Origin of the sequence: uncultured Paracoccus sp. (assembly GCF_937873615.1) — a bacterium.
Taxonomy (GTDB): Bacteria; Pseudomonadota; Alphaproteobacteria; order Rhodobacterales; family Rhodobacteraceae; genus Paracoccus.
Map to the genome: position 1 here is coordinate 85,997 of NZ_CALMYP010000068.1, position 25,366 is coordinate 111,362.

The 25,366-nt window shown below is 66.3% G+C and carries 29 protein-coding genes; 16 read left to right on the forward strand and 13 right to left on the reverse strand.

From position 1 onward, the window contains the following. Positions 1 to 2 precede the first annotated feature (2 nt). The 10 genes from Q0330_RS18235 (at position 3) to Q0330_RS18280 (ending at position 6,892) form a co-directional block, all read left to right on the forward strand. The gene (locus Q0330_RS18235; protein ID WP_299482995.1) at positions 3 to 932 is read left to right on the forward strand and encodes an NAD(P)-dependent oxidoreductase; all 930 of its coding nucleotides are present in this window, start codon (positions 3 to 5) and stop codon (positions 930 to 932) included. Continuing rightward, on the forward strand, positions 929 to 1,912 hold the full coding sequence (locus Q0330_RS18240) for a glycosyltransferase family 2 protein (protein WP_299482997.1): 984 nt from the start codon (positions 929 to 931) through the stop codon (positions 1,910 to 1,912). Before Q0330_RS18235 ends, Q0330_RS18240 begins: the two co-directional genes overlap by 4 nt. 89 nt (positions 1,913 to 2,001) lie before the next feature. Continuing rightward, positions 2,002 to 2,616: a ribonuclease D gene (locus tag Q0330_RS18245; protein ID WP_299482999.1), complete on the forward strand. Its 615-nt coding sequence runs from the start codon at positions 2,002 to 2,004 to the stop codon at positions 2,614 to 2,616. Positions 2,617 to 2,625: 9 nt separating this feature from the next. Then, the gene (locus Q0330_RS18250) at positions 2,626 to 3,570 is read left to right on the forward strand and encodes a KpsF/GutQ family sugar-phosphate isomerase (protein WP_299483001.1); all 945 of its coding nucleotides are present in this window, start codon (positions 2,626 to 2,628) and stop codon (positions 3,568 to 3,570) included. Then, positions 3,570 to 4,136, forward strand: coding sequence for a hypothetical protein (locus Q0330_RS18255; RefSeq protein ID WP_299483003.1), 567 nt, complete (start codon positions 3,570 to 3,572; stop codon positions 4,134 to 4,136). Before Q0330_RS18250 ends, Q0330_RS18255 begins: the two co-directional genes overlap by 1 nt. A 21-nt stretch (positions 4,137 to 4,157) precedes the next feature. Further along, entirely contained in the window at positions 4,158 to 4,646 is a 489-nt protein-coding gene (gene lptA / locus Q0330_RS18260) for a lipopolysaccharide transport periplasmic protein LptA (protein WP_299483005.1), read from the forward strand. After that, positions 4,643 to 5,386, forward strand: a complete 744-nt coding sequence (gene lptB / locus Q0330_RS18265; protein WP_299483007.1) for an LPS export ABC transporter ATP-binding protein — start codon at positions 4,643 to 4,645, stop codon at positions 5,384 to 5,386. Before lptA ends, lptB begins: the two co-directional genes overlap by 4 nt. A gap of 145 nt (positions 5,387 to 5,531) precedes the next feature. After that, entirely contained in the window at positions 5,532 to 6,110 is a 579-nt protein-coding gene (raiA, locus tag Q0330_RS18270; RefSeq protein WP_299483009.1) for a ribosome-associated translation inhibitor RaiA, read from the forward strand. Positions 6,111 to 6,178: 68 nt separating this feature from the next. Next, complete coding sequence (locus Q0330_RS18275) at positions 6,179 to 6,643, forward strand: PTS sugar transporter subunit IIA (protein WP_299483011.1); 465 nt, start codon at positions 6,179 to 6,181, stop codon at positions 6,641 to 6,643. A gap of 57 nt (positions 6,644 to 6,700) precedes the next feature. After that, positions 6,701 to 6,892, forward strand: a complete 192-nt coding sequence (locus Q0330_RS18280; RefSeq protein ID WP_299483013.1) for a hypothetical protein — start codon at positions 6,701 to 6,703, stop codon at positions 6,890 to 6,892. A 12-nt stretch (positions 6,893 to 6,904) separates the two neighbouring features. On the opposite strand, the gene mutY is transcribed toward Q0330_RS18280, so the two are convergent. Continuing rightward, complete coding sequence (gene mutY / locus Q0330_RS18285) at positions 6,905 to 7,927, reverse strand: A/G-specific adenine glycosylase (RefSeq protein ID WP_299483015.1); 1,023 nt, start codon at positions 7,925 to 7,927, stop codon at positions 6,905 to 6,907. Positions 7,928 to 8,011: 84 nt separating this feature from the next. On the opposite strand from mutY, the gene Q0330_RS18290 reads away from it, so the two are divergent. From Q0330_RS18290 to Q0330_RS18300, 3 genes are read left to right on the forward strand one after another with little or no spacing between them, the layout of a single operon-like run. Continuing rightward, positions 8,012 to 8,536, forward strand: coding sequence for a DUF721 domain-containing protein (locus Q0330_RS18290; RefSeq protein WP_299483017.1), 525 nt, complete (start codon positions 8,012 to 8,014; stop codon positions 8,534 to 8,536). Next, positions 8,533 to 9,231 (forward strand): DsbA family protein, encoded by a 699-nt coding sequence (locus Q0330_RS18295; protein ID WP_299483019.1) that lies wholly within the window; start codon positions 8,533 to 8,535, stop codon positions 9,229 to 9,231. The genes Q0330_RS18290 and Q0330_RS18295 overlap by 4 nt, the downstream gene beginning before the upstream one ends. Further along, entirely contained in the window at positions 9,228 to 10,370 is a 1,143-nt protein-coding gene (locus Q0330_RS18300; RefSeq protein WP_299483021.1) for a CaiB/BaiF CoA-transferase family protein, read from the forward strand. Before Q0330_RS18295 ends, Q0330_RS18300 begins: the two co-directional genes overlap by 4 nt. On the opposite strand, the gene lpxK is transcribed toward Q0330_RS18300, so the two are convergent. The 4 genes from lpxK to Q0330_RS18320 are packed head-to-tail and all read right to left on the reverse strand — an operon-like array spanning position 10,343 to position 13,586. Then, complete coding sequence (gene lpxK / locus Q0330_RS18305) at positions 10,343 to 11,344, reverse strand: tetraacyldisaccharide 4'-kinase (RefSeq protein WP_299483023.1); 1,002 nt, start codon at positions 11,342 to 11,344, stop codon at positions 10,343 to 10,345. The genes Q0330_RS18300 and lpxK overlap by 28 nt on opposite strands. Next, entirely contained in the window at positions 11,341 to 12,585 is a 1,245-nt protein-coding gene (locus Q0330_RS18310) for a glycosyltransferase N-terminal domain-containing protein (RefSeq protein WP_299483025.1), read from the reverse strand. Before Q0330_RS18310 ends, lpxK begins: the two co-directional genes overlap by 4 nt. Further along, a complete protein-coding gene (locus Q0330_RS18315) occupies positions 12,585 to 12,833 on the reverse strand; it encodes a DUF4170 domain-containing protein (RefSeq protein WP_299483027.1) in 249 nt (82 codons plus the stop codon). The genes Q0330_RS18310 and Q0330_RS18315 overlap by 1 nt, the downstream gene beginning before the upstream one ends. A gap of 33 nt (positions 12,834 to 12,866) precedes the next feature. Continuing rightward, entirely contained in the window at positions 12,867 to 13,586 is a 720-nt protein-coding gene (locus Q0330_RS18320; RefSeq protein WP_299483029.1) for a CbiX/SirB N-terminal domain-containing protein, read from the reverse strand. Between the two features lie 79 nt (positions 13,587 to 13,665). Here Q0330_RS18320 and Q0330_RS18325 point away from each other — a divergent pair, with 79 nt between their 5' ends. Next, complete coding sequence (locus Q0330_RS18325; protein WP_299483031.1) at positions 13,666 to 14,346, forward strand: NnrU family protein; 681 nt, start codon at positions 13,666 to 13,668, stop codon at positions 14,344 to 14,346. Here Q0330_RS18325 and Q0330_RS18330 read toward each other — a convergent pair. Further along, positions 14,310 to 15,374 (reverse strand): FAD-dependent oxidoreductase, encoded by a 1,065-nt coding sequence (locus tag Q0330_RS18330; protein ID WP_299483033.1) that lies wholly within the window; start codon positions 15,372 to 15,374, stop codon positions 14,310 to 14,312. The two genes, Q0330_RS18325 and Q0330_RS18330, sit on opposite strands and share 37 nt — an antisense overlap. Before the next feature lie 45 nt (positions 15,375 to 15,419). Here Q0330_RS18330 and mnmD point away from each other — a divergent pair, with 45 nt between their 5' ends. After that, positions 15,420 to 16,076 carry a tRNA (5-methylaminomethyl-2-thiouridine)(34)-methyltransferase MnmD gene (mnmD, locus tag Q0330_RS18335; protein WP_299483035.1) on the forward strand — a complete coding sequence of 219 codons (657 nt, stop codon included), beginning with the start codon at positions 15,420 to 15,422 and terminating at the stop codon, positions 16,074 to 16,076. On the opposite strand, the gene Q0330_RS18340 is transcribed toward mnmD, so the two are convergent. Then, positions 16,073 to 18,238: a lytic transglycosylase domain-containing protein gene (locus Q0330_RS18340; RefSeq protein ID WP_299483037.1), complete on the reverse strand. Its 2,166-nt coding sequence runs from the start codon at positions 18,236 to 18,238 to the stop codon at positions 16,073 to 16,075. The genes mnmD and Q0330_RS18340 overlap by 4 nt on opposite strands. A gap of 112 nt (positions 18,239 to 18,350) precedes the next feature. Between Q0330_RS18340 and dapA the strand changes: the two genes are divergently transcribed. Continuing rightward, positions 18,351 to 19,226 carry a 4-hydroxy-tetrahydrodipicolinate synthase gene (gene dapA, locus Q0330_RS18345; RefSeq protein WP_299483039.1) on the forward strand — a complete coding sequence of 292 codons (876 nt, stop codon included), beginning with the start codon at positions 18,351 to 18,353 and terminating at the stop codon, positions 19,224 to 19,226. 41 nt (positions 19,227 to 19,267) lie between these two features. Here dapA and Q0330_RS18350 read toward each other — a convergent pair whose 3' ends face one another. From Q0330_RS18350 to Q0330_RS18375, 6 genes are read right to left on the reverse strand one after another with little or no spacing between them, the layout of a single operon-like run. Continuing rightward, on the reverse strand, positions 19,268 to 19,672 hold the full coding sequence (locus tag Q0330_RS18350; protein WP_299483041.1) for a Na+/H+ antiporter subunit G: 405 nt from the start codon (positions 19,670 to 19,672) through the stop codon (positions 19,268 to 19,270). 11 nt (positions 19,673 to 19,683) lie between these two features. Then, a complete protein-coding gene (locus Q0330_RS18355; protein WP_299483043.1) occupies positions 19,684 to 19,953 on the reverse strand; it encodes a K+/H+ antiporter subunit F in 270 nt (89 codons plus the stop codon). Beyond that, on the reverse strand, positions 19,950 to 20,438 hold the full coding sequence (locus Q0330_RS18360) for a Na+/H+ antiporter subunit E (RefSeq protein ID WP_299483046.1): 489 nt from the start codon (positions 20,436 to 20,438) through the stop codon (positions 19,950 to 19,952). The genes Q0330_RS18355 and Q0330_RS18360 overlap by 4 nt, the downstream gene beginning before the upstream one ends. Continuing rightward, positions 20,435 to 22,036: a monovalent cation/H+ antiporter subunit D gene (locus Q0330_RS18365; RefSeq protein ID WP_299483049.1), complete on the reverse strand. Its 1,602-nt coding sequence runs from the start codon at positions 22,034 to 22,036 to the stop codon at positions 20,435 to 20,437. Before Q0330_RS18365 ends, Q0330_RS18360 begins: the two co-directional genes overlap by 4 nt. Beyond that, positions 22,033 to 22,395 carry a Na+/H+ antiporter subunit C gene (locus tag Q0330_RS18370; RefSeq protein ID WP_299483051.1) on the reverse strand — a complete coding sequence of 121 codons (363 nt, stop codon included), beginning with the start codon at positions 22,393 to 22,395 and terminating at the stop codon, positions 22,033 to 22,035. The genes Q0330_RS18365 and Q0330_RS18370 overlap by 4 nt, the downstream gene beginning before the upstream one ends. Continuing rightward, positions 22,395 to 25,265 carry a monovalent cation/H+ antiporter subunit A gene (locus tag Q0330_RS18375; RefSeq protein WP_299483054.1) on the reverse strand — a complete coding sequence of 957 codons (2,871 nt, stop codon included), beginning with the start codon at positions 25,263 to 25,265 and terminating at the stop codon, positions 22,395 to 22,397. The genes Q0330_RS18370 and Q0330_RS18375 overlap by 1 nt, the downstream gene beginning before the upstream one ends. Between the last annotated feature and the right edge of the window lie 101 nt (positions 25,266 to 25,366).

Below are 25,366 nucleotides of genomic sequence, written 5' to 3' on the forward strand. Positions count from 1 at the left end.
CCATGACCAGAACCCTGATCACCGGCGGAACAGGCTTCATCGGCTCGCATCTGGTGCGGGATTGCCTGCGGCGCGGCGATGAGGTCACCGTCCTCGCCCGGCCGGGCAGCGATGTCTGGCGGTTGGAGGGGGTGCTGGACCGGGTGACGATCTGCCGGCTGGATCCGCTCGACGTTCCGGCGCTGCGTGCGCTTCTGGCCGAACGGCGGCCAGAGCGGGTGTTCCTGCTGGCTGCGGCGACCCGTTTCGATCGGAGGGATGGGCTGCACGACATGGAACTGGCGCTGCGCGCGAATGTCGAGCCGTTGCGGATCCTGCTGGACGAGCTTGCCGTGATGGCAGAGCCGCCGCGGTCGGTCATCCGCACCGGCACGCTGGCCGAGATCAGCAATGCCGGGGCCGAGCCCGGCAGTCTTTATGGGCTCTCGATCCTGATGGGCACGCATCTGCTGAGGATCTGGCGCGAATGGACCGGGATTCCTGCCGTTACCGCGCGGCTCGGTCTGACTTACGGTGGCGATCAGTCGCCTGACTTCTTCGTGCCGGGTGCCATTGCCGGTGCACTGCAGGGCGGCGCGGTGTCACCCCGCCATCCAGCCGCGCTGCGCGACCTTCTGCATGTCGACGATGCAGTGGCGGCGCTGCAACTGATCGCCGGTCACACGAGCATGCTGCCGGCGGTGGTCAATGTCTCGACCGGCGCGCCGTACCGGCTGGGCGACGTTGCCGCCCTGATCGCCGAGATTACCGGACAATCGCTTGAGATAGCGGTGGCAGAGGCGGGCGCGGGGGATATCGTCTCGGCCCCGCCTTCGCCTGAACTTGCCGCCCTTGGCTGGACGCCGCGCGTTCCCCTGCTTGATGGGCTGGCGAGGGTCCTCGACTGGGAAAGTGATTGCCGCCTCACCAAGAACAAGAGATTTGCGCAATGAGCATGCTCTCGATTCTCGTTCCCGCCTATAATGAGGAAGGCAATGTCCGCGAGTGCCATGCGCGCATTGCCGCGGTTCTGGACGGGCTGCCCGATGAGCAGGCCGAGATCATCTTCACCGACAATCACTCGACCGACCGCACCTTCGCGATCCTGTCGGAAATCGCGGCACAGGATCCGCGCGTCCGCGTCTTCCGCTTCTCGCGCAATGTCGGTTACCAGAATTCGGTCATGTATGCCTACAAGATGGCGCGGGGCGATTGCGCGATCCAGCTGGATTGCGACCTGCAGGACCCGCCGGAACTGATCCCGCAGATGCTCGACCTGTGGCGGCAGGGCAATCAGGTGGTCTATGGCATCCGACGCAAGCTGCCCGACGGGCCGGTGGTGGCGGCGCTACGGCGCGGCTTCTACTGGTTCATCGACCGGATCAGCAATGACGACCTGCCCCGCAATGCCGGCGAGTTCCGGCTGACCGACCGGGTGATCCTCGACCAGATCCGGGTCAGCGAGGATCGCTCGCCCTATATGCGCGGCATGATCTCGGCCATGGGGTTCACGCAGGTCGGCTTCGACTATGACCGCGCCGCGCGCAAGGTGGGCGAATCGAAATTCCCGCTAAAGGCGATGATCTCGCTGGCCGTGGACGGAATGGTGAACCACTCGCTGGTGCCCCTGCGGCTGGCCTCGACCGTGTCGCTTTTCGTCGGGCTGATTACCTTCCTGATCCTGCTTTTCTATCTGATCGGCAAGCTGCTGTTCGGACAGGACTGGCCGCCCGGCTTCGCGACGCTGGTCATTCTGCTGCTGATGTCGATGACGCTGAACGCGATGTTTCTGGGCATCCTCGGCGAATATATCGGGCGCATCTTCATGCAGACCAAGAACCTTAATGCGCCGGTGGTCGAGGCGACGGTGAATGTCGAAGCCGAGGCGGTCGAAGTGTCGCAGCCGCCCCTGCGTTTTCCGGTGTCACGCTGACTGTTGGCATAATCTGACGGCGCTTTGATTCGCGAAGGGCTGACCTTCACGAAAAAGCCCCGTATAGACAGCCCAAAGCGGAGCATCACATGACCATTCATCTCTATCAGAACGACCTGCCCGACGGGCTGGACCTTGGTCCCGTGGTGGCCATCGACACCGAGACGATGGGCCTCGACCCGCGCCGCGACCGGCTGTGTCTTGTGCAGATGTCTTCGGGCGACGGCGATGCGCATCTGGTGCAGATCGCGAAGGGCCAGACCGACGCGCCCAACCTGACCCGTATGCTGGCCGATCCCGGCGTCTTGAAGCTGTTCCATTTCGGGCGTTTCGACATTGCCGCGCTGGAAAACACCTTCGGCGTGGTGACGGCGCCGGTCTGGTGCACGAAGATCGCCTCGAAACTGGTGCGCACCTATACCGACCGGCACGGGCTGAAATACCTTCTGCAATCGCTGAGCGATGTCGACATCTCCAAGCAGCAGCAGACATCCGACTGGGGCGCCGAGGAGCTGACCCCGGCGCAGCTGGAATATGCGGCTTCGGATGTGCTCTATCTTCACCGGCTGAAAGAGGTGCTGGAGGCTATGCTCCACCGCGAGGGACGTGCCGAACTGGCGCAGGCTTGCTTCGATTTCCTTCCCACCCGCGCGCATCTGGACTTGCTGGGCTGGGGGGATGAAAACGACATCTTCCATCACTAGATCAGCCAGATGAGCAGCTATCTCGACACCGCCCGCCGCGTCATCGCGACCGAGACCGAAGGTCTCAACCTGCTGGCCGCCGGGCTTGGCGACAGTTTCGACCGCGCGGTCGAGACGATCTTGGCCGCGCGCGGTCGCGTCGTCGTATCCGGCATGGGCAAATCGGGCCATATCGGTCGCAAGATCGCGGCCACGCTGGCCTCGACCGGGACGCCGGCGCAATTCGTCCCCCCCGCCGAGGCGAGCCATGGCGATCTCGGTATGGTGGCCGAGGGCGATGTGGCAATCGTGCTGTCGAATTCCGGCGAAACGCCCGAACTGGCGGATATCATCGCCCATACCCGGCGCTTCAACATTCCGCTGATCGGGGTGGCCAGCCGCGAAGGCTCGACCCTGATCCGGCAATCCGACGTGGCGCTGATCCTGCCGGCGGCCCCCGAAGCCTGCGGCAAGGGCATCGTGCCGACGACCTCGACCACGATGACGCTGGCGCTTGGCGATGCGCTGGCGGTAGCACTGATGGAGCATCGCCGCTTCACGCCCGAACATTTCCGCACCTTCCATCCCGGCGGCAAGCTGGGCGCGCAGCTGTCGCGGGTCCGCGACCTGATGCACGAGGATATGCCGCTGGTGGGCGAGACCACACCGATGACCGAGGCGCTTCTGGAAATCAGCCAGCGCGGTTACGGCGTGACCGGCGTGACCGACGCCGGGGGGGAGTTGGTCGGGATCATCACCGATGGCGACCTTCGCCGGCACATGGACGGGCTTCTGGATCGCAGCGCAGCCGAGGTGATGACGCCAAAGCCCCGCACCATCCGCCCCGATCAACTGGCCGAGGCGGCGCTGTCGGAAATGCAGTCGCGCAAGATCACCTGCCTTTTCGCGGTCGAGGGCGGTCAGCCGCGCGGCATCCTGCATATCCATGACTGCCTCAGGGCCGGGATCGTCTGATGCGGTCCCGGGTGGTGGCATGGCTGCGCGTCCTGCTGCCGCTGGCTGCGCTGGCGATCCTGTCGACGCTGGTCCTGCTGCCAAACGCGCCCGATCCCGATGCGGCGATCCCCTATGCCGATGTCGATGCCGAGGCGCTGGCGCGCGATCCGCGCATGACCCAGCCCCGGTTTTCCGGTGTGGCCAAAGACGGTGCGGCGGTGACGCTGATCGCCGAAACCGCCAGCCCGACCGAGGGTCACGATGCCAATGCCGAGCGGCTGCGCATGACCTGGCGCGCCGCTGACGGGCTGGCCGCCGATCTGACCGCCCCCTATGGCGCGCTCGAAGGTGTCATGATCCGGCTGAATGGCGGGGTCAGGGTGACTACCTCGAACGGCTGGGCGATGACGGTGCCGGTGCTGAATACCGATACCGAAAGCGGTCTGATGATCGGCGAAGGGGGCATGACCGCTTTCGCCCCTTTCGGTCGTGTCGATGCAGAGCGGATGGAGATTTCGCGCAATGCCGATGGCCAGCATGTTCTGAATTTATCCGGCGGTGTCCGTCTGTTATATCAACCCTGATCCGCCCGGAAAGGAAAGCCGATGCGCCGCATTCCCAGCCTTGCCCTGCTTGTTACGCTGATGGCAGCTCTGCCGGTCGTATCGCAGACCGTGCCCTTCGGCGGCACCCCGGCCGATACCAACGCGCCGGTCGAGGTTTCGGCCGACAACATGGTGGTGAACCAGGCCAGCGGGCAGGCCGAACTGACCGGCAAGGTGCTGATTGCACAGGGCGATATGCGGCTTGCCGCCGACAGGGTGGTGGTGAATTACGATTCTCAGGACAGAAGCCGCATCTCCAGCCTCGATGCGACCGGCAATGTCACGCTGGTTCAGGCCGGCGACGCAGCCGAATCGGAACATGCCGTCTATGAGGTCGCGACCGGTCTGGTGACGCTGACCGGCGATGTGCTGGTGACTCAGGGCGAGAACGTGATGTCGGGTGACAAGATCGTCGTCAACCTGACCGATAACACCGCGCAGGCCACGGGGCGCGTGCGCACCATCCTGCAACCGGGCTCCACCCAATGAGCGAGACCGGCGAAGACCGCAAGCTTGTCGTCCGCAAGCTGCGCAAATCCTATCGCAAGCGCCCGGTGATCCGCGATGTCTCGATGGACCTGGCCCAGGGCGAGGTGGTGGCGCTTCTGGGGCCGAACGGATCGGGCAAGACCACCTGCTTCTATTGCATCGCCGGTCTGGTCGCGCCCGATTCCGGCAGCGTCCATATCGATGGCGTCGATGCCACCGGCCTGCCGATGTTCCGCCGCGCCCGGCTGGGCATCGGCTATCTGCCGCAGGAGATGTCGATCTTTCGCGGGCTGACGGTCGAGCAGAACATCATGGCCGTGCTGGAGGTGGCAGAGCGCGATTCGCACCACCGCCGCGACCGGCTGGAGGAGTTGCTGGGCGAGTTTTCCATCGGTCATATCCGCAATGCTTCGGCCATGGCACTTTCGGGGGGCGAGCGGCGCCGGGCCGAGATCGCGCGTTGTCTGGCCTCGAACCCGAAATACCTGCTGCTGGACGAACCCTTCGCCGGGGTCGACCCGATTGCCGTGGCCGATATCCGCGCCCTCGTCCACGACCTGAAATCTCGCGGTATCGGCGTTCTGATCACCGATCACAACGTCCGCGAGACGCTGGGGATCGTCGACCGCGCCTATATCCTGCATGACGGCCATGTGCTGATGTCCGGCACAACCGCGGAAATCGTGGCCGATCCCCGCGTTCGAGAGGTTTATCTGGGTCAGGCCTTCACACTGGCCTGACGACCGGCAGTTGATTTCAGGCCCGTCTTCGGGCGGCGGTTCTGCGCCCAGATCGTTGACAGTCCCGCGGCCCGGTCGCAGACTGATCCGGACCGGAGCAGCCCCGATGCGCAGGCCCGGGGGCCCGGCAGCGAAAGGAAAAACGATGCGTTACCAGATCAGTGGAAAACAGATCGACATTGGCGAGGCCCTGAGCCAGCACGTAGAGACGGAGCTGGGTGAGACCGTGGGGAAATACTCGCAGCGCCCGACCGAGGCCATCGTCACATTCTCGAAGAAGGCGCATATGCTGGTTTGTGACGCGCTCGTTCATCTTTCCACAGGTCTGACGGTGCAGGCCAAGGGCGAGGATCCCGAGATCTACGCCGCTTTCGAATCGGCCCGCGAGCGTATGGACAAGCAGCTGCGCCGCTACAAGCGCCGGTTGAAAGATCACCATAAGGACAGGTCCGAACCGGTTGAATACGGCGCCGCCGGCCTGTATGTGCTGCCCGCCGACGAAGACGAGTGGGAATCGCAGGACGCAGGCGGTCTTCAACCCGTCATCGTCGCGGAAATGGAAGCGCGCGTGCCGACCCTTTCGGTCGGCGATGCGGTGATGCAGATGGAACTGGCCGGGGCTCCGCTTCTGGTGTTCCGCAACGAGAAACATGGGGGCGTGAATGTCGTCCATCGCCGGGATGACGGAAATATCGGCTGGATCGACCCGCGCAACATCAGCTAATCGCCGCTGATCGCGGTGGCCATCCCGGATCGCCTGTGCGGTCCGGGATAGTGGGAAATCATATGGGAATGCAGCTTAGCACGATCGTCAAACCCGGCGCCGTTCGCGCCTATCCTCAGGCCAGTTCCAAGAAGCGGCTGTTCCAGGATATCGCCGAGATGGGCGCCCAGCTTTACGGGCTGGATGCCAGCCAGACGCTGGATGCGCTTCAGGAACGCGAAAGCCTCGGGCCGACCGGGGTCGGCAACGGGGTGGCCTTGCCCCATGCCCGGCTGCATACGCTGGATCATGTGGCCGGGATCTTCATCAAGCTGGACAAGCCGCTGGATTTCGACGCTGTCGACCGCCAGCCCGTCGACCTGATCTTCGCGCTGTTTGCGCCCAAGGGCAGCGGTGTCGAGCATCTGAAGGCGCTGGCTCTGGTGTCGCGCACATTGCGCGATCCTGACCTGCGCGCCAAGCTGCGGGCGAATTCGGACCCTGCCGCGCTTCATGCGATCCTGACCTCGGGGCAGGGGGTGCAGGCCGCCTGATTTGGTTTTGAACCGATTCGGCCCTATAGTCGTTGAACCCCTGAGGAGGAGTATTCGATGACCAAGACAGTTACGGATCATGAGCGCAGCACCGGCAGTGGCCGTGTCCGCGCCTATGTCAGCCAGGACCGTCAGTCCGGCACCCATCCTGCAGTAACCGCCCTGCATCGCCGCCCGCATGAGCGCGAGGGCGATGACAGCCGCAAGACCAGCGAATACGCCCGGATCGAGCGCGGCCACGAAGTCTGAGCCGCGCCGGGTCTAGTTCTGTCGCAGGGTCTCTTCGACCCGCGCCCAGACCTTCCGCATCAGCCCCGGCAGATCGCTGGGCGAAAAATCGCGGCGTGGCATCCAGATGCCGCGCTGCGGATTGCCGGTCGCGTGTGCCAGCATGACCTGAAGTTCCAGCGCGAAATGCGTGAAAACATGGGTCACATGGCCCAGTTCCTGCCATTCGGCATCAAGCGGCGGGGGCAGGTCGCTGCCATCCCAGCCGGTCGAGGGGAAGGCCAACGTGCCGCCCAGCAGGCCCTTTGGCGGGCGCTGCTCCAGCAGGACGGCATCCTCGTTCAGCACCACCCAGGCGATGCCTTGCCGCCGGGGCTTCGCCGCTTTCGGTGCCCGTCGCGGCAATTCGGCAGCGATGCCGGCCCGCCGCGCGGCGCAGGTGTCATTGAGCGGGCAGATGCCACAGGCCGGGCTGCGCGGGGTGCAGATCGTGGCACCCAGATCCATCATCGCCTGCGCGAAATCGCCGGGCCGCTGTTGCGGGGTCAGGGTTCCCGCCAGCCGGGTCAGTTCGGGCTTGGCGGCGGGCAGGGGCGTTTCCACCGCGAAAAGGCGGGCGACGACGCGCTCGACATTGCCGTCGACCACCGTTTCGGGCTGGTCGAAGGCGATGGCGGCAATTGCGGCCGAAGTATAGGGACCGATGCCGGGCAGCGCCTGCAGGGCGGCGCGGTCGGTCGGAAAGCGCCCGCCTGCCGCCGCCACCTCGCGCGCGCAGGCCCGCAGGTTGCGCGCCCTCGCGTAATAGCCAAGCCCGGCCCATTCCGCCATGACCCGGGCATCATCTGCCGCCGCCAATGCTTCAACGCTGGGCCAGAGCGTGGTGAAACGCTCGAAATAGGCCTTTACGGCGGCGACCGTGGTCTGTTGCAGCATGATCTCGGACAGCCAGACGCGGTAAGGATCGGCCCGGCCCTGACCGGGCGGCACCCGCCAGGGCAGGGCGCGGGCGTGGCGGTCATACCAGTTCAGCAGTTTCCCCGAGAGATCACGCATGGATCACGCGTTTTTTGAACAGGCTCACTGGCATCCCCGCACCGGCTTGGTAAACTGCCCCCGTCTTAGCCGCAGGAGCGCCTGATGTCACAGCCCCGCCGCCGTTCGCGCGGATTTCGGCAGGCCGCCAGTCTGGTGGCCGAACCGATCCGTCATGCGGCCGAGGGGCGTGGCTTCGCGGTCGCGCGCCTGCTGACCCATTGGCCCGAGATCGCCGGACCGGAAGTCGCCACCCGTGCCCGGCCGGTCAAGATCGCCCATGGCCGAGGCAGTTTCGGGGCGACGTTGACCCTTTTGACCACCGGGGCGGCGGCACCCTTGCTGGAAATGCAGCTGCCGGCGATCCGCGACCGGGTGAATGCCTGCTATGGCTATAACGCCATTTCGCGCATCGTCCTGACCCAGACCGCGCCGACCGGCTTTGCCGAAGGTCAGGCGCAGTTCGACGCGGCGCCCGCGCCGTCGCGCCCCCCCGATCCCGACACCCGCCGCGCCGCCGAGGCGATGGCAGCGGGTATCACCGACCCTGCATTGCAGGCCGCAGTCACGCGGCTGGCCATGCTCAAGCTGTCCCGCAAGGACAGAACCAACCGAAAGGCCCCCAGATGAGCTTCGATCTTCGTTTCGACATTCGCCACGTCATTTCCGCCTCGCTGATCTCGGCGGCGCTGGCGATGCCGGCGCTGGCACAGGATGCGGCCCCCGCAGCCGAAGGCGCGGCCACCGGCGAAGCCGCCCCTGCCGCCGCCGATCAGGCCGCGACCCCGGCCCTGATCGAGGATCAGTTCCTGGGCGAGGAAAGCGCGCCGTTGACCATCTACGAATATGCCAGCTTCACCTGCTCGCATTGCGCGGCATTCCATCAGGACGTATTTCCGACGCTGAAATCGGAATATATCGACACCGGCAAGGTCCGCTTCGCGCAGCGCGATGTCTATTTCGATCAGGTCGGTCTCTGGGCCGGGATTCTCGCCCATTGCGACGAGACGAAATATTACCCCGTCGCCGGGATGCTGATGGACGAGCAGGCCGATTGGCTGAGTGCCAAGGATGGCGAGGCTCTGGTGGCCAACCTGCGCAAGATCGGCGCCAAGGCCGGCATGACCGCCGAACAGGTCGATACCTGCTGGAACGACACCGCCCGCGTCGAAAGCCTTGTCGCGACCTTCCAGAAGAACATGGAAGAGCACGAGATCGAGGGCACGCCGACCTTCGTCATGGGCGGCGAGATCGTGCAGAACCAGGCCTGGGGCGACATGAAGGCCATCATCGACGCCAAGCTGGCGGAAGCGCCGGCCAATTGATGACCCCGCTCGCCGGCCTCAAGGTTGTCGAGCTTGCCCGAATCCTGGCCGGTCCATGGGCCGGCCAGATTCTCGGCGATCTGGGTGCCGAGGTAATCAAGGTCGAGGCCCCCGAGGGCGACGACACCCGTCGCTGGGGACCGCCCTTCATCGACAGGACCGGGCCGGATGGCAGCGCCGACCGCACGGCGGCCTATTTCCATGCCGCCAATCGTGGCAAGCGATCTGCCACCGCCGATTTCCGCAGCCCGGAGGGCCGGCAGAAGGTCCGCGATCTGGTGGCCGATGCGGATATCCTGATCGAGAATTTCAAGGTCGGCGGGCTGGCGAAATACGGGCTGGATTACCCAAGCCTTGCGGCGCTGAATCCGCGCCTGATCTATTGCAGCGTGACCGGCTTCGGCCAGACCGGCCCCTATGCCCATCGCGCGGGCTACGACTATATCATTCAGGGCATGTCCGGGCTGATGAGCGTGACCGGCGAACCTTCGGGCCAGCCGCAGAAGGTCGGCGTGGCGGTCACCGATATCTTCACCGGGGTCTATGCAGCGACGGCGATCCTGGCTGCCGTGCATCAGCGCCAGACGACCGGGCGCGGCCAGCATATCGACATGGCGCTTCTGGATGTGGCGGTCTCGGTCATGGCCAATCAGGCGATGAATTACCTGGCCACCGGCACGGCACCGCAGCGGATGGGCAATGCGCATCCGAATCTGGTGCCCTATGCGGTCTTCGACTGTGCCGATGGCTGGATCATCATCGCCACCGGCAATGACGGGCAGTATCGGCGGCTTTGCGAGGTGCTGGGCCTGCCGGCACTGGCAAGCGCGCCCGATTACGCCACCAATGCCGACCGCATCCGCAACCGCGAGGCGTTGACGGCGGGTTTGCAGGCGGTGACGCGGGGATGGGCGCGGGACGCGCTTCTGGCGGCGTTGGAGGCGCGCGGCATTCCCGCCGGGCCGATCAACGACATGGGCGATGTCTTCGCCGATCCGCAGGTCATCGCGCGCGGGCTGCGCATCGCCCCCGGCGGGGTGCCTGGCGTGCGGCTGCCGGTGGTCTTCTCGGATGCGGAACTGGCGAGCGACCGGCCCTCGCCCGCGCTCGGTCAGGACGACGTGCCGATCAGCGGCTGAAGCAACCGGTCGAGCGGTGTCCAATCCGCCAGTTCCAGCCGCACCGGCAGGGCCAGCACATTGCGGCGGAAAGCCTCGGGCAGGCGCACGGCGTCCTTTTCGGTCGTGACCAGCTGTGCGCCGGTCAGCCGCGCCTCGGTTTCCAGCCGTTGCAGCAGGGCGGGGGTGAAGGGCTGATGATCGTCAAGCGCCTCGCCCCGGACCAGATCGGCACCGAGATCGCGCAGTGTGGCGAAGAATTTTTCCGGGTGACCGATGCCGGCGAAGGCCAGAACGCGATGGCCGGCCCAGTCGATGCCGGTCTGCAGCGGATGCAGCGCGCCCTTGAGATGCGGCAGATTCAGCTCATGGCCCCAATTGTCCGAAAACCGGTCCTGCATGGCCGGCAGACCGATCGAGATCACCGCGTCGGCGCGCTTCAGCCCGGTGCCGACCGGCTCGCGCAGGGGGCCGGCAGGGATGCAGAGCCCGTTGCCGAAGCCCTTGGCGGCATCGACGACGACCAGCGACAGGTCATGCACCAGCGAAGGGTCCTGAAAACCGTCGTCCAGCAGGATCAGTTGTGCGCCATCGGCTATGGCCGCGCGCGCGCCCTCAAGCCGGCTGTCCGCGACCCAGACCGGGGCGAAGGCCGACATCAGCAGCGGCTCGTCGCCGGTCTCAGATGCGCTGTGGCTGCGTTCATCGACACGGGTCGGCTGGGTCATGGTGCCGCCATAGCCGCGGCTGACGATCTGCACCGCCACACCCTGCGCCTGCAGCCGTTGCGCCAGCGCGATGACGGTCGGGGTCTTGCCGGTGCCGCCGGCATTGATATTGCCGACGCAGATCACCGGCACGCCCAGCTTCTGCCGGCTGCCCCGCGCCAGCCGCCGCGCCGTGGCACCGGCGTAAAGCGAACCGAGCGGGCGCAGCAGTTGCGCGGCCAGAACCGGCGGGCGGCGGAACCAGAAGGCGGGGGCGCGGCGGCTCATGCGGGTTCTCCTTGGATGGTGTCGCGGATGGCATGGGCGATGCGATTGGCGACCCCCGCCCCACCGGTCGAGACCGCCCAGGCGTTGCTGGCCAGCAGCGCCGCCTGATCGGGTGCCAGCAGCGTCAGCACGGCCTGCGGCAGGGCGGTCGCATCCTCGATCCGCCGGGCGGCACCGGCCCCGTCGAGCTGGGCCCATTCGGCACCATAGGCCCCGTCCTGCGGCCCGTGGATCACCGCCGATCCCAGCGAGGCGGCCTCGAACGGGTCGCGCGCCGCTTCGGTCGGGCCGGCCAGCGTCGTGCCCATGAAGCACAGCGGTGCCAGCCGATACCACAGGCCCATCTCGAAACTGTCATCGACGAGGTAGACATTGACCTCCTCGGTCGGGTCCTCGTCGAGGCTGCGCTGCGCCACCACCAGCCCGGCCTCGGTCATTGCTTCGGCCATGGCATCGGTCCCGCGCGGGTCGGCTGGCATCAGGATCAGCATGGCGCGGTGGCTATAGCTGAGCACGGTCAGCTGTGCCGCAATCACTGCCTCCAGCTCGGCCATATTGACGGTGGAGGCCAGCCAGAGCTGGCGGCCCTGAAAGGCTTCGGCCAGCGATTGCCGCTCGGCCTCGTTGTGATGCAGGGGTTCGCGGGTCAGGGTGATCGGGCCGGTGACCTCGACCCGGGCGTCATCGGCCCCAAGGCTCAGCGCCGCGTCGCGGCTGGCGAGATCGGGCAGCAGAAGCAGGCTCAGCTGTGTAAGGGGGGAACGGCGGCGCAGCCCGGGCAGCGACCAGCGTTGCGGCGGCGCGCTCAGCCGGGCCTCGGTCAGGATCACCGGGATCCCGCGATCATGCGCGGCGCCGATCAGCGCCGCTGGCAGATCGGGGCCGATCAACAGCACAGCGCGGGGCTCCATCGCGTCGAGACAGGTGGAAAGCGGGCCGGCCTCGGTTCCGGGATCGGGGATGGCGACGACGCCGCGCGTGCCGATATCGGCGGGGCTGTCCGCCACGCGGCTGACCGCGATCTGAAGACCGGCGCGCCGCATCTGCATCAGAAGCTGGATCAGCGTCGGCGGCAGCGCCGTATCGTCCGCCGCGCTCTGGCCATGGCCGGCGCCGATGCGCATCCAGACAAGCGGCCCTTCGCCTGTGGGCAGCGCGAATTCCGGCAGTGGGGCTGCGGGGCTGGCCGGATCGCCCAGCCAGCGCCCGATCAGGCCCCGCATCCCACCGGGGGGCGTCATCAGATGCCCAGTTCCGCCGTCGGGCTGGTCTCGCGGCCCTCATCCATCAGACGGTGCAGATGGGCGATGAAGTAACGCGTCTGGGCGCTGTCGACGGTGCGCTGCGCGGCACCTTTCCAGGCGGCATGGGCCGAGGCGTAATCGGGGAAGACGCCGATCACCTCGATGGCCGAGGTGTCGCGGAACTCGCTCCCTTCCAGGTCGATCAATTCGCCCCCGAAAACGAGGTGCAAACGCTGCTGCGTCATGGGAATTTCTCCTGCTGTTGTCCTGCGCGGAACCTAAGCCCCGGAGGCCGGCTGTGCAATCACGCTCTCGGCCCGGGTCAGGGCTGCGGCGATCATCGGGGGTGCCTCGGGCGACAGGCCGATGGGCGGCAGGCAGGTGCCGGTAAAGCCAGCCTCGGTCAGGGCTTCGGGGATATCGTCGGTGACGTGATCGGCGCGGGTGGCGAAAAGCGGCAATGCGATCACATGCGCGCCGAGGTCTTTTGCCGCATCCTTCAGAAACGGTGCCTCCTCGATGAAGCCGGTGACGACCCGGCCGAAGCGGGGGCGCAGAAGCTCGGCCATCTCCTCGGTGCCCTCGGCTGATGCCCGCGCGCGTTGCGAGCCATGGGCGATCAGAAGCAGCGTCACCTGTTGCGCGTTCCAGCCGGCGGCCCTCGCCGCATCGCCGATCGTGCGCCGGCAGAGGTCCGGCAGGCCGGGATCGCGCCCGAAGGGGCGCAGCACACAGGCATCTGGTGCGCCCGCCTTTGCCAGCCGGCGCGGCAATTCGGTGCCGGTGAACCAGCCCGCCGCCATGAACATCGGATAGACCATCGCGCCGGGTGCGGCGGCAATCGCCCGCTCCAACGCGCCGGGCTTGGCCAGCGTTGCGCCGATCACCCGCCTGTCGCCCTGTGCTGCAACGGCGGCGGCCAGAGCCTCGACCGCCTGCTGTTGCGGTTCGGGGTCCGAGGGCTGGCCATGGGCGACGATGATGGCGGGGCGGGTCATGCTGGTATCCGGGCTTTGGATTGGCTAGGTCTCCTCCAACCAATCACGCGTTGGGCGTGATCTCAAGACGGAGGCGCAGATGTCGGGGTGGAGCGAGCTTGCATTGGCCTTCGCGCTGTTTCTGGCTGCCCATATCATCCCCATGCGGCCCAGATTGAAGGCAGCGCTGATCCGGCGTTTCGGTCGCGGCGGCTATATCGCCGGGTTCAGTATCCTGTCGCTCGGGCTGCTCTACTGGCTGCTGATGGCGGCGGGGCGGGCGCCCTATGTCGAGATCTGGCCGCAAGCCGAGTGGCAGCGCTGGCTGGCCAATATCGCCATGCCGCTGGCGATCCTGCTGACGGTCTTTGCGGTCGGGGCGAAGAACCCCTTCGCCTTCGGTGGCCATGCCGAGGGGTTTGACCCCGCCCGCCCCGGCATTGTCGGGCTGACCCGTCATCCGTTGATGTGGGCATTCGCCATCTGGGCCGGGGTGCATCTGCTGGCCAATGGCGATCTGGCCCATGTCCTGCTTTATGCCCCGCTTCTGGCCTTCGCCCTGTCCGGCGTTTTCGCGGCCGAGGCGCGGGCGCGGGCATCGCTGCCGGATTTTGCGCGGCTGGCGGCGCATAGCTCGCTCTGGCCCGGGGCGGCGCTGATTACCGGGCGGTGGTGCCCGCACGGTGTTCCGTCAATCCCGCGCCTGATCGTGGCGGTGCTGGTCTGGGCGGCGCTTCTGCATTTTCACGCGCCGCTGATCGGGGTGTCGCCGCTGCCCTGAAGGCGGAAGCCCTCGGGCAGGTCGTCGCGCCCCTCCAGCACCAGATCGGCCATGCACCGCGCCAGTGCCGGGGCCATGCCGAAGCCGATCTTGAAGCCGCCGTTCAGCACGAATTGCCCCGGCCTGCCCGGCCAAGGCCCGGCCAGCGGCGCACGCGATTTCGCCCGGGGACGGATCCCGGCCCAACGCGTCACCACCTTCGTCCCGGCAAGCGCGGGGCAAAGCAACCTCGCGCTGTCGATCACATCTTCCAGCAGGGCATCCGTGCCGGGATGATCGAAGCTGTTTTCCGAGGTCGAGCCGATGCCGACCGTTCCGTCGGCATGGGGAACGATATGCAGCCCGCCGGCATAGACCTGCGGCGCGTCGGGCGCATTGTATGCCAGCGCCGCGCTTTGCCCTTTCACGCCCTGACCGACCTTGCGGCCAAGATCCTCGCCCAATTGTGCCAGCCCTTCGGTGCCGGTGGCCCAGATGGCGGGACCGTCAATTTCGCTGATGTCGGCCCGCTGGCCGATCATGATATCGCCGCCCCGGCTGCGAATGGCCGCAGCCAGCGCTGCCCCCGCCGCGCGGGGCGACAGCCGTGCCGTCAGGTCGTCCATCAGCCACCAGCCATCCGGGCTGTCGGGGCAAAGCGGCCCGCCGGGCCTGTCCTGCGTCAGCCACATGCGCGCGGCATTGCCCCAGAAGCGGCCCGCACCTTCGATCCGCGCCTTCAGCTTCGGCAGATCCGCCGCCGCGACCGGCTGCACCCGGCCAGTGCGGGCGTAACCCGGGTCCATGCCGCCGGCCTCGGCCACCTCGGTCCAGAAGCCCTGCGCCGAGAGCAGGCTTTCCAGCTGGAACTGCTTCTTAGCGTTCCAGCCATCCGGCGCATGGGGCGCCAGCGCCCCCACCGTTCCGCCCGATGAGCCCGCGCCAATCCCCTCGGCCTCGATCACGCGGACGTGGTGGCCGCGCTTTGCGATCTCCCATGCCAGCGACAGCCCCGCGATGCCCGCGCCGATCACGCTGATGCTTGCCATTGCCGCCCTCTTTCGCCAGTTCTGCCAGGGAAGGAGTTAACCCCGATGACCACAAAGGACCAGTCGCCGGATCTGGAATGGCGCGATGGCGGTGTGCCCGTCTCGACGCGTTTCGACGATCCCTATTTCAGCCTTGCCGGCGGGCTGGCCGAGACGCGCCATGTCTTTCTGGCCGGCAACGACCTGCCGGCGCGGCTGCGACCGGGCTTTCAGGTGGCCGAACTGGGCTTCGGCACCGGGCTGAACCTGCTGGCTCTGGCGGAGCTGGCACAGGTGCCGATCCGCTTCACCAGTTTCGAGGCCTTTCCGATGGCGCTCGATCAACTGGAACGCGCCCATGCCGCCTTTCCCGGTCTTGCCGCCCTGTCCGAGGCGTTGCGCCGGGGCTACGCAGCCCGCCATTTCTGGCTGGGTCAGGTCGAGGTCGAACTGATTGTCGGCGATGCGCGCGACACGCTGCCCGCATGGCAAGGCATGGCCGATGCCTGGTTCCTCGACGGCTTCTCACCGGCCCGCAACCCCGAGCTTTGGGAGCCCGCGCTGATGGGCGAGGTCGGGGCCCATACCGTCCCGGGCGGCACCTTCGCCACCTATTCCGCTGCCGGCCATGTCCGGCGCGCGCTGGAGGCGGCGGGTTTCGCGGTCGAACGCGCGCCGGGCCATGCCGGCAAGCGCCATATGAGCCGGGGTCGCAGGCTTTAGCCGCCGGTCGAGATTCCGGCGGCGCTGCTGGCCGGGCGCGGCATGGGCCGGACCGCGGGCGGAGCGGCGGGGGCTGCCGCCTCATTGCGGTCGAAGGCCGTGGCCTCGGGCGACAGCGGATCGCCCTCGCGCGGCGGGCGGCGCGACTGGGTCAGCACCTCGGCCAGGGTCTGGCGCGGCTTCGGCGGCGGCGGGATGTAGCCGTCGCCGGTCAGGTCCTTCGTCGGTGTCAGTGCAACCGGCTGGCCGGCGATGCGCGCGCGATAGATCGGCAGGGCCTCGGTCACGCGCATGACATAGTTGCGGGTCTCGTCGAAGGGGATCATCTCGACCCAGTCCACGGGATCGGCGCCGCTGCGGATATCGCCAAAGCGTTCCGTCCATTGCCGCGACCGGCCCGGCCCGGCGTTATAGCCCGCCGCGACAAGCGCCGAGGATGGCCCGAACCGGTCGCGCAGGGTCTGCAGGTAAGCCGTGCCGAGCCTCGCATTGTAATAAGGATCCGAGGTCAGGGCGGCGCGGTCGTAATGAAGCCCCAGCTTCTCGGCCATCTGCTGCGCCGTGCCGGGCATCAACTGCATCAGCCCGAGCGCGCCGACATGCGAGGATACGGTGTGGTTGAACTCCGATTCCTGGCGCGAGATCGACATGACCAGCTCCGGCGGCAGGTCCAGCTTCTCATGCTCCAGCCCGGTCAGCGGGAAATAGGCCGCCGGATAGACCGCGCCCCGCGCCGCCGCCCGCTTGGCCAGACGCAGCGCGTGCCAGGGATAGCGCATTTCCAACGCCAGCCGGGCCATCCGCCCGATATCCTCGGGCGCGGCGGTTTCCGACAGGTGCAGGAAGAAGCGCTGTCCCAGATCGGGCTGGCCGGCGGCAAAGGCGAAGACGCCGGCCTGAAACACCTCGTTCTCGCGCAGGGCGGAGCGTCGCCATTGCGGCAGCGCGGCCTCGGCCCGGCCAGGGATGGACAGCGCCGGATCGGTGGGCGCGCCGATGCGTTCGGCGGCAAGCTGGCCGTAATAGGCCGTCTGCATGGTCGCCGCATGTTCGAAGGCCTTGCGCGCGGCCTCGGCATCGCCCGCCGCCTCATGCGCGCGGCCCAGCCAGTAATAGGCGCGGGACTGGCTGATGACGCTGCTGGTCTGTTCGCCGAGATGGCCGAAATGCTGCAAGGCCCGGTCCGGCGCGCCGCCGCGCAGGGCTGCATAGCCGGCGAGGAACTCCATTTCGGCGAATTCCTCGGTTCCGGGCGTCAGGAAATGCGGGGCGGCCAGATCTTCGGCAAGCTTCCAGTTCCCGTCGCGCAGCGCGGCGCGGGCATAGTCGGCGCGCATCGCCGCCCAGAGCTCGGGGTCGCGCAGGCTTTCGGCCGAGGTTGAGCGTTCCAGCATCAACTCGCGCGCCAGATCGTGCATCTTGGCCTTCACCCGCCATTGAAACCGATCCATCGCCAGGCCGGCATCGGCCTGCTGATCGGCGGGCAGGGCAAGGATCAGATCGTCGATGCCGCCGCGCCGGGCCTGAGTCGCGATCCGCGCCTCGGCAAGCGGGCGCGCCTTGTCGGACATGCCGGCCAGACCGGACTGGGCGTCCTGCCAGTCCTGCCGGTCCAGAGCCGCGAAGACGCGGCTGTCATAGGGCTGCGGCGACAGGTCCTTGATCTGATCGCCATGCGCGGCGAGAAAGGCGGTCTGTTCAACCGGGCTCATCGGCAGGGTTTCCCAGGCCCAGAGCGCCTTGGCCGCGGCACCCTTGGCATCGGTCTTTTCCAGCGCGTCGATCAGGATACCGGCGGCGGTGGCGGTTCCGGGTTCGTGACCCGCGAACCACGCGACCACATCGGCGGCGGGTGTTGCGGTCGACAGCCTGGCATCGCCGCGCTGATAAAGCAGGTCCATCCCCGGCCAGTCGGCATGGTCGCGCGCGAAGGACAGGTAATCCGCGAAGCTGCCCTCTCCTGCGCGCAGGGCCTGCCATTCGACCAGATTTTCGGCGACCGGCCCAGATTTCGCGGCGGATGCGCGGGCCATGGGCCAGTTCTTCGCCCCGGCGGCGGTCAGGGCCGTTGCCATCTCGGGCAGCGACTCGGCCCGGGCGGGCAGGGTGCCCGCCAGCGCCATAATCGCGGCGCAGAGCATGTTTCTAATCGGATACATCATCCCGCCCAATCTGTGGCGAAGCCCCGCCGCCTGCAATTCACAAGCTTGGCAATTGCCCCGCCTGCGTCTAGTGTCCCGCAAGTTTTCAACCTTCATGCAACAGGAGCGTGTCATGTTCAAAGGGTCCTTGCCCGCATTGATCACCCCGTTCGACCCGAACGGCGAGCTGGATCTGGACACGCTGAAGAAATTCGTCGAATGGCAGATCGAACAGGGCAGCACCGGGCTGGTGCCCTGCGGAACCACCGGCGAATCCCCGACGCTGAGCCATGACGAGCATCGCAAAGTCGTCGAAGAGGTCATCCGCGTCGCCGATGGCCGGGTGCCGGTGATCGCGGGGGCGGGCTCGAATTCCACCCGCGAGGCGATCGGGCTGGTGCAGCATGCCGAAAGCGTGGGGGCCTCTGGTGCCCTGGTGGTGACGCCCTATTACAACAAGCCGACCCAGGCCGGGCTGATCGCGCATTACACCGCGATCCACGAGGCGACGAACCTGCCCATCGTGATCTACAATATTCCCGGCCGCTCTGTCGTCGACATGCTGCCCGAGACGATGGGCGAGTTGGCGGCGCTGCCGCGCATCGTCGGCGTCAAGGACGCGACCGGCAAGCTGGAACGCGTCAGCCAGCAGCGCATCGCCTGCGGGACCGATTTCATCCAGCTTTCGGGCGAGGATGCGACGGCGCTTGGTTTCAACGCCCATGGTGGCGTCGGCTGCATCAGCGTCACCGCCAATGTCGCGCCGAAGCTCTGTGCCGAGTTTCAGGCGGCGACGCTGGCCGGCGACTATGCGAAAGCGCTGGAATTGCAGGACAAGCTGATGCCGCTGCATGTGGCGATCTTCCTGGAGCCGGGGCTGGTCGGCGCGAAATACGCGCTGTCGAGGCTGGGCATCGGGAACGAGCGTGTGCGCCTGCCGCTGGTGGGCCTGACCCAGTCCGCAAAGACCCGCATCGAAGAGGCGATGCGCCACGCCGGGCTGATCTGATCTGATCGGGTCCGGCGATCACGCCGGACCGACGCAATTGCTCAATCGCCTTCGTGCTTCAGGCGCGAATCGGCGCCGTCATCCATCAGGCTCGGTGCGTCCGAAAGCGTCGCCCAGCCGGTGCCGGCGCCGGTCGGGGGCAGTTCTTCCTTGCTCCAGTGCCGGAAGATATTCGCCTTGGCGATCATCAGGCCGGTCACCGGTGCGGTCAGGAAGATGAACAGCGTAATCAACAGCTCATGCCAGCTGACATGGCCGTTGAACCAGGCGAAATAGATCATCGAGGCGATCAGGACCGAACCCACCCCAAGCGTCGCGGCCTTGGTCGGCGCATGCAGGCGGGTCATCGGCTCTGGCAGCTTGACCAGCCCGTAGGAGCCGACGAAGCCGAAGATTCCGCTGATGACCAGAAGCGCGGTGACGAGGATTTCGAAGAACAGATCCATGCGATTTCCCCTTACTCGATGATATTGCCGCGCAGCATGAATTTCGCATAGGCCACCGTCGAGACGAAGCCGACCATGGCGAACAGCAGCGTCGCCTCGAAATACATGGCCGAGCCCTGACGGATGCCGAACAGCGTCAGCAGGGCGATCATGTTGATGGCCATCGTATCCAGCGCCAGAATCCTGTCTGGCACGCCCGGCGCGACCACCACCCGGTAGAGGTTGAACAGCAGCGCGATACCGTAGCAGCCGAAGGCGAAAAGCAGCGCATATTCGATCATGAGAAGATCTCCATCAGGCGTGCCTCGTAGCGGGACTTGATATCGACCACGACGCTGTCGGGGTCGGGTGCGTGCAGGCAATGGACCAGCAGCGCGTGACCGCATTCCGACAGGTCGCAACTGACCGTGCCGGGCGTCAGGGTGATGGTGCCGGCAAGGACCGAGATCGCCTCGGGAGAGCGCAGTTCCAGCGGAATCGCGATCCAGGCCGGCTTCAGGTCGCGATTTGACTTGAACAGCACGATCTTCGCCACCTCGATATTGGCGACGATGATATCCCAGATCACCAGCAGGAAATAGGCGATCAGCTTCCAGCCGAAGCGGAGCGTCGGGCGTTGCGGCCAGTAAGGCGCGATGAAGGCCGGGATCAGGATCGACAGGATCAGCCCGAAGACCAGCGAGCCCCAGCGGAAGTCATTGACCAGCAGAAGCCAGATGATGACCAGCAGGACCGAGAGGTAAGGGTGAGGGAAAAGCCGTCTCATTGCCGCGCGCCCTCCTGCTCGATGAGGACCGAGTTGACATAGGGTGCCGTATCGAAAAGCTGATCGGCAATGGCGTCGGTCATGTTCAGTGCCGGGCGGGCGAAGATGGTCAGAAGCACCAGACCCGCCAGCAGCGCGCCGGTGGCGACGAAGGTCAGGCCGGGCGAAACCGCGTCGCCGATGTCCTGCACATGCTCATCCGGTTCCAGCTTGGGCGGGATCGGGCCGGTGGGCCTGGGTTTGCCTTCGGCCTTGGCCTGCTGCTCGATCCGTTGCAGCTGGAAGGGCAGCCAGAACAGGGTCGAGCCGGCCCGGCCGAAGCCCACGATGGCGAAAAGCGAGGTGATCAGGATCGTCGACCAGATGCCGATCCACCAGGCATCGGGGCGGGTGACATCGAGGATCAGCAGCTTGCCGATGAAGCCCGACAGCGGCGGCATCCCGGCAATGGCGATGGCGGTCATGAAGAACATGGCCGCGATCAGCCCGCTGTTGCGGATCTTCGGGCGCAGGGTCAGCCACAGCTCGCCATTGCGGCGGGCAGCGACCATGTCGGCGATCAGGAACAGCGCCGCCGCCGACAGTGTCGAATGGATGGTGTAATAAAGCGCCGCCGAGATCGAGGCCGGCGTGAACATCGACACGGCAATGACCAGCGTCCCGATCGAGGCAACCGCCGACATTGCCGCGACCCGGCCAAGATGCCGGCCACCCAGCACCCCGATCTGGCCGATCACCAGCGTGATCAGCGCCGCCGGCAGCAGCATGTCGGCGATCAGATGCTCGACCAGCGAATCGCCGGGGAAAACCAGCGTATAGAAGCGGATGATGGCGTAGATGCCGACCTTCGACATGATCGCGAAAAGCGCCGCGACCGGACCCGGCGCATTGGCATAGGTCGAGGGCAGCCAGAAATGCAGCGGCACGAGGGCGGCCTTGATGGCGAAGACCAGCATCAGCAGAACCGCGCCGGTGCGCAGCAGCGCGGTATCCTGCGCCGGCATCTCGGCCACCTTGATCGCCAGATCGGCCATGTTCAGCGTGCCGGTGACCGCGTAAAGCGTGCCGAGCGCGGCCAGGAACAGGGTCGAACCCAGCAGGTTGATGATGACGTATTGCACACCGGCGCGCAGCCTCAGCCCGCCGCCGCCATGGATCATCAGACCGTAGGAGGCGATCAGCAGCACCTCGAAGAAGACGAACAGGTTGAAGGCGTCCCCGGTCAGGAAGGCGCCCATGACCCCCATCATCTGGAACTGCCAGAGCGCGTGGAAATGCCAGCCCTTGCGGTCCCAGCCGGAACCTATGGCGTAAAGCTGCACGATCAGCGCCAGAAAGGCCGCCAGGACCAGCATCAGCGCCGCCAGACGGTCCAGCATCAGCACGATGCCGAAGGGTGCCTGCCAGTTGCCGAGGCGATAGACGAAGACCTCGCCGCTGCTGGCGTAATAGGCCAGATACAGCGCCACCCCCAGCAGGATCGCCGATCCGGCGGTCGAGAAGACCCGCTGCAACAGCATGTCGTGTCGCATCCAGAGGATGATGAGGCCGCCGATCAGCGCCGGCAGGACGACGGGGGCAATGATGAAATGGTTCATTCGCTGTCGCCCCCGGTTTCACGCCGGTCTGAATCGGGCATGTCGATATAGTCATCGCCGCCCTCGATATAGGCGCCGAGCGCCAGCAGCACGACGACCGCCGTCATCCCGAAGGAAATCACGATGGCGGTCAGGGTCAGGGCCTGCGGCAGAGGGTCGGTGTAATCGGTCAGCGGTGCGTGGCCATGCAGGATCGGCGGCTTGTCGATGGCCAGCCGACCGGTGGCGACCAGAAACAGGTTGATCGCATAGGACAGCATGGTCATGCCGATCACGGTCGGGAAGGTGCGCAGGCGCAGCACCAGATAGATGCCGGCCGCCGTCATGGCGCCGATGGCAATTGCGACGAGTGCTTCCATCAGACCGCCCCCCCATGTGCAGGCTCGCCCGCGGGTTCATCGTCCCGCGACGGGTCGATATCCATCGGCTCGACGTTCACCGGCTCTCCGGCGCGGCGAGAGATGCGCGACAGCGAGTTCAGCGCCAGCATCACCGCGCCCAGCACACAAAGGAACACGCCGAGATCGAAGGCCATGGCCGTGGCAAGCTCGAACTCCTCCAGGAATGGCAGTTTCACATAGCCGTAATTCGAGGTCAGGAACGGCAGACCCCACAACCAGGCACCGATCCCGGTCGCGGCGGCGACGACGACGCCGGCACCGATCATGGCGTGGAAGGGAACGCGCTGACGCTCCTGCGCCCAGGCGAAGCCCGAGGCCATGTATTGCATCAGCAGCGAGATGGCGACGATCAGACCGGCGATGAAACCGCCGCCGGGCTGGTTGTGGCCGCGCAGGAAGATGAACAGGCCCACGGTCAGCGAGATCGGCAGGATCAGCCGCGTCGCCACCACCAGCAGCAGCGGGTGACGGTCGCCGGCCCGGCGCTGATCGCGGCGCCAATTGGCCAGCCGGCGCGAGGATTTGCCCTTCAGCAGGGTCTCGGTCATGGCATAGATGACCAGGGCGGCGATGCCCAGCACGGTGATCTCGCCGAACGTATCATAGCCCCGGAAGTCCACCAGAATGACGTTGACGACATTGTCGCCGCCGCCGAGCGAGTGGCTGTTTTCCAGGTGATATTTCGAGATCGTCTCAAACGCGAAATCGCTGCGCATGATCGCATAGGCGAGGCCACCGAAACCCAGACCGACCGCCGTTGCGATCAGTGCATCGGCACCGCGACGCAGGTTGCCCGTCTCGACCCAGGTGCGCTTGGGCAGGAAGTTCAGCGCCAGCAGCATCAGCATCACTGTCGCCACCTCGACCGAGATCTGGGTCAGGGCAAGGTCCGGCGCCGAGACGTAGATAAACCCGCAGGAAACGATCAGCCCGACGATTCCGATCAGCACCAGGGCCAGCAGGCGGTTGCGATGGAAGGCCACCATGCAGCCGGTGGCCACGATCAGCAGGACGAAACCGATCAGGGCGACCGGCTCGATCGGCAGCATCTCTCGGCTCATCGGGCTAGTGGCGCCGGTGGCCCAGGCGAAGGTGCCGGCCATGACGATGGTGATCGCCATCATGCTGGCGCCGCGCGCCAGCCTGCCGTCATGCAGCATGTCATTGGTAACCTGTGACCAACGCGCGGCACGGCGGATGATGGCGTCGAAGATGGACTTGGCCTCTGGCCGGGGGGCGTCGTCCCACAGCTCCTGCAGCGGCCTGTGGAAAAAGACCAGCAGCGCACCGCCAAGCGTGGCGATGCCCGAGGTAATCAGCGCCGTATTGACGCCATGCCACAGCGCCAGATGCGGATGGGTATGCAGCCCTGTCACCGCATCGGCCGAGGCCGTCACCAGCCAGCCGACCATGGTCATCGGCATCAGCCCGATCAGCACCACCAGCACGATCAGGAAGGCCGGACTCAACCACAGGCCGGGGCCGGGATCATGCGGATGATGGGGGTATTCCCTGCGCTCTGGCCCCAGGAAGACCTGCACGATGAAGCGGAAGGAATACCCGACCGAGAAGGTCGCGGCCACGGCGGCCACGATCAGGAACAGGTTCGCATAGCCGCCCCAGACGGTATGGGCGACTTCTTCCAGCATCATCTCTTTCGACATGAAGCCGTTCAGCGGCGGGATCCCGGCCATGGACAGCGCCGCGATGGTGCCGATGGTGAAGGTGATCGGCATCAGCTTGCGCAACCCGCCGAGCAAGCGGACCGAGCGCGTGCCGGCCTCGTGATCGACGATGCCGGCGGTCATGAAGAGCGCCGCCTTGAAGGTGGCGTGGTTGATGATATGGAAGACGGCGGCAATCGCCCCGGCCTCGGTCCCCAGCCCCAGCAGCATGGTGACCATGCCCAGATGGCTGACCGTCGAGAAGGCGAGGATCGCCTTCAGGTCGTCCTTGAACAGCGCGATCACCGCGCCGATCAGCATGGTCAGAAGACCGGTGGTGGCGACGATATAGAACCATTCCGGCGTGCCCGACAGCACCGGCCACAGCCGCGCCATCAGGAACAGACCCGCCTTCACCATGGTGGCGCTGTGCAGATAGGCCGAGACCGGCGTCGGCGCGGCCATGGCGTGCGGCAGCCAGAAATGGAAGGGGAATTGTGCCGATTTGGTGAACGCCCCGCAAAGGATCAGCAGCAGCGCCGGCAGGTAATAGGGCGAGGCCTGGATCGCCTCCTTCGCCTGCAGGATCTCGCCGATATTGTAGCTGCCGGCGATATTGCCGAGGATCAGCATCCCCGCGATCATCGCAAGGCCGCCCATGCCGGTGACGGTCAGCGCCATGCGCGCGCCTTGCCGGCCCTCGGGCAGGTGCTTCCAGTAACCGATCAGCAGGAAGGACGACAGCGAGGTCAGCTCCCAGAAGATCAGCAGCAGCAGGATGTTATCCGACAGCACGATGCCGACCATCGCGCCCTGAAACAGCATCAGATAGGTGTAGAACTGCCCGACCGGGTCTTCCTTGGACAGATAGTAACGCGCATAGAGGATGATCAGCAGCCCGATCCCGAGGATCAGGATCCCGAACAGAAGGCTCAGCCCGTCGATTCGGAAGCTGGCATTCAGCCCGATCTGCGGCAGCCAGGTGATATCGGCGGTGACGACACCGCCGGCCATCACGGTCGGGATATGCAGGCAAAGGCCGATCAGTGCCAGCGCGGTCGCGGTGGCGCAGGCGGATGCCGCGACATTGCGCCCCGAGCGGATCAGCAATCCCGGCAGAAGGGCGCCCAAAAAGGGCAGCACTGCGATCAGGGCTGGCGACATCTGTCCTCCTCGTTGTCTTTTTCCTTTTTTGTCAAGGAACGGGGGGGCAGTGTCAAGCAAGCCCCGGCTTGGAAGCGGGGGACAAAAGGACTCTTTCCCGA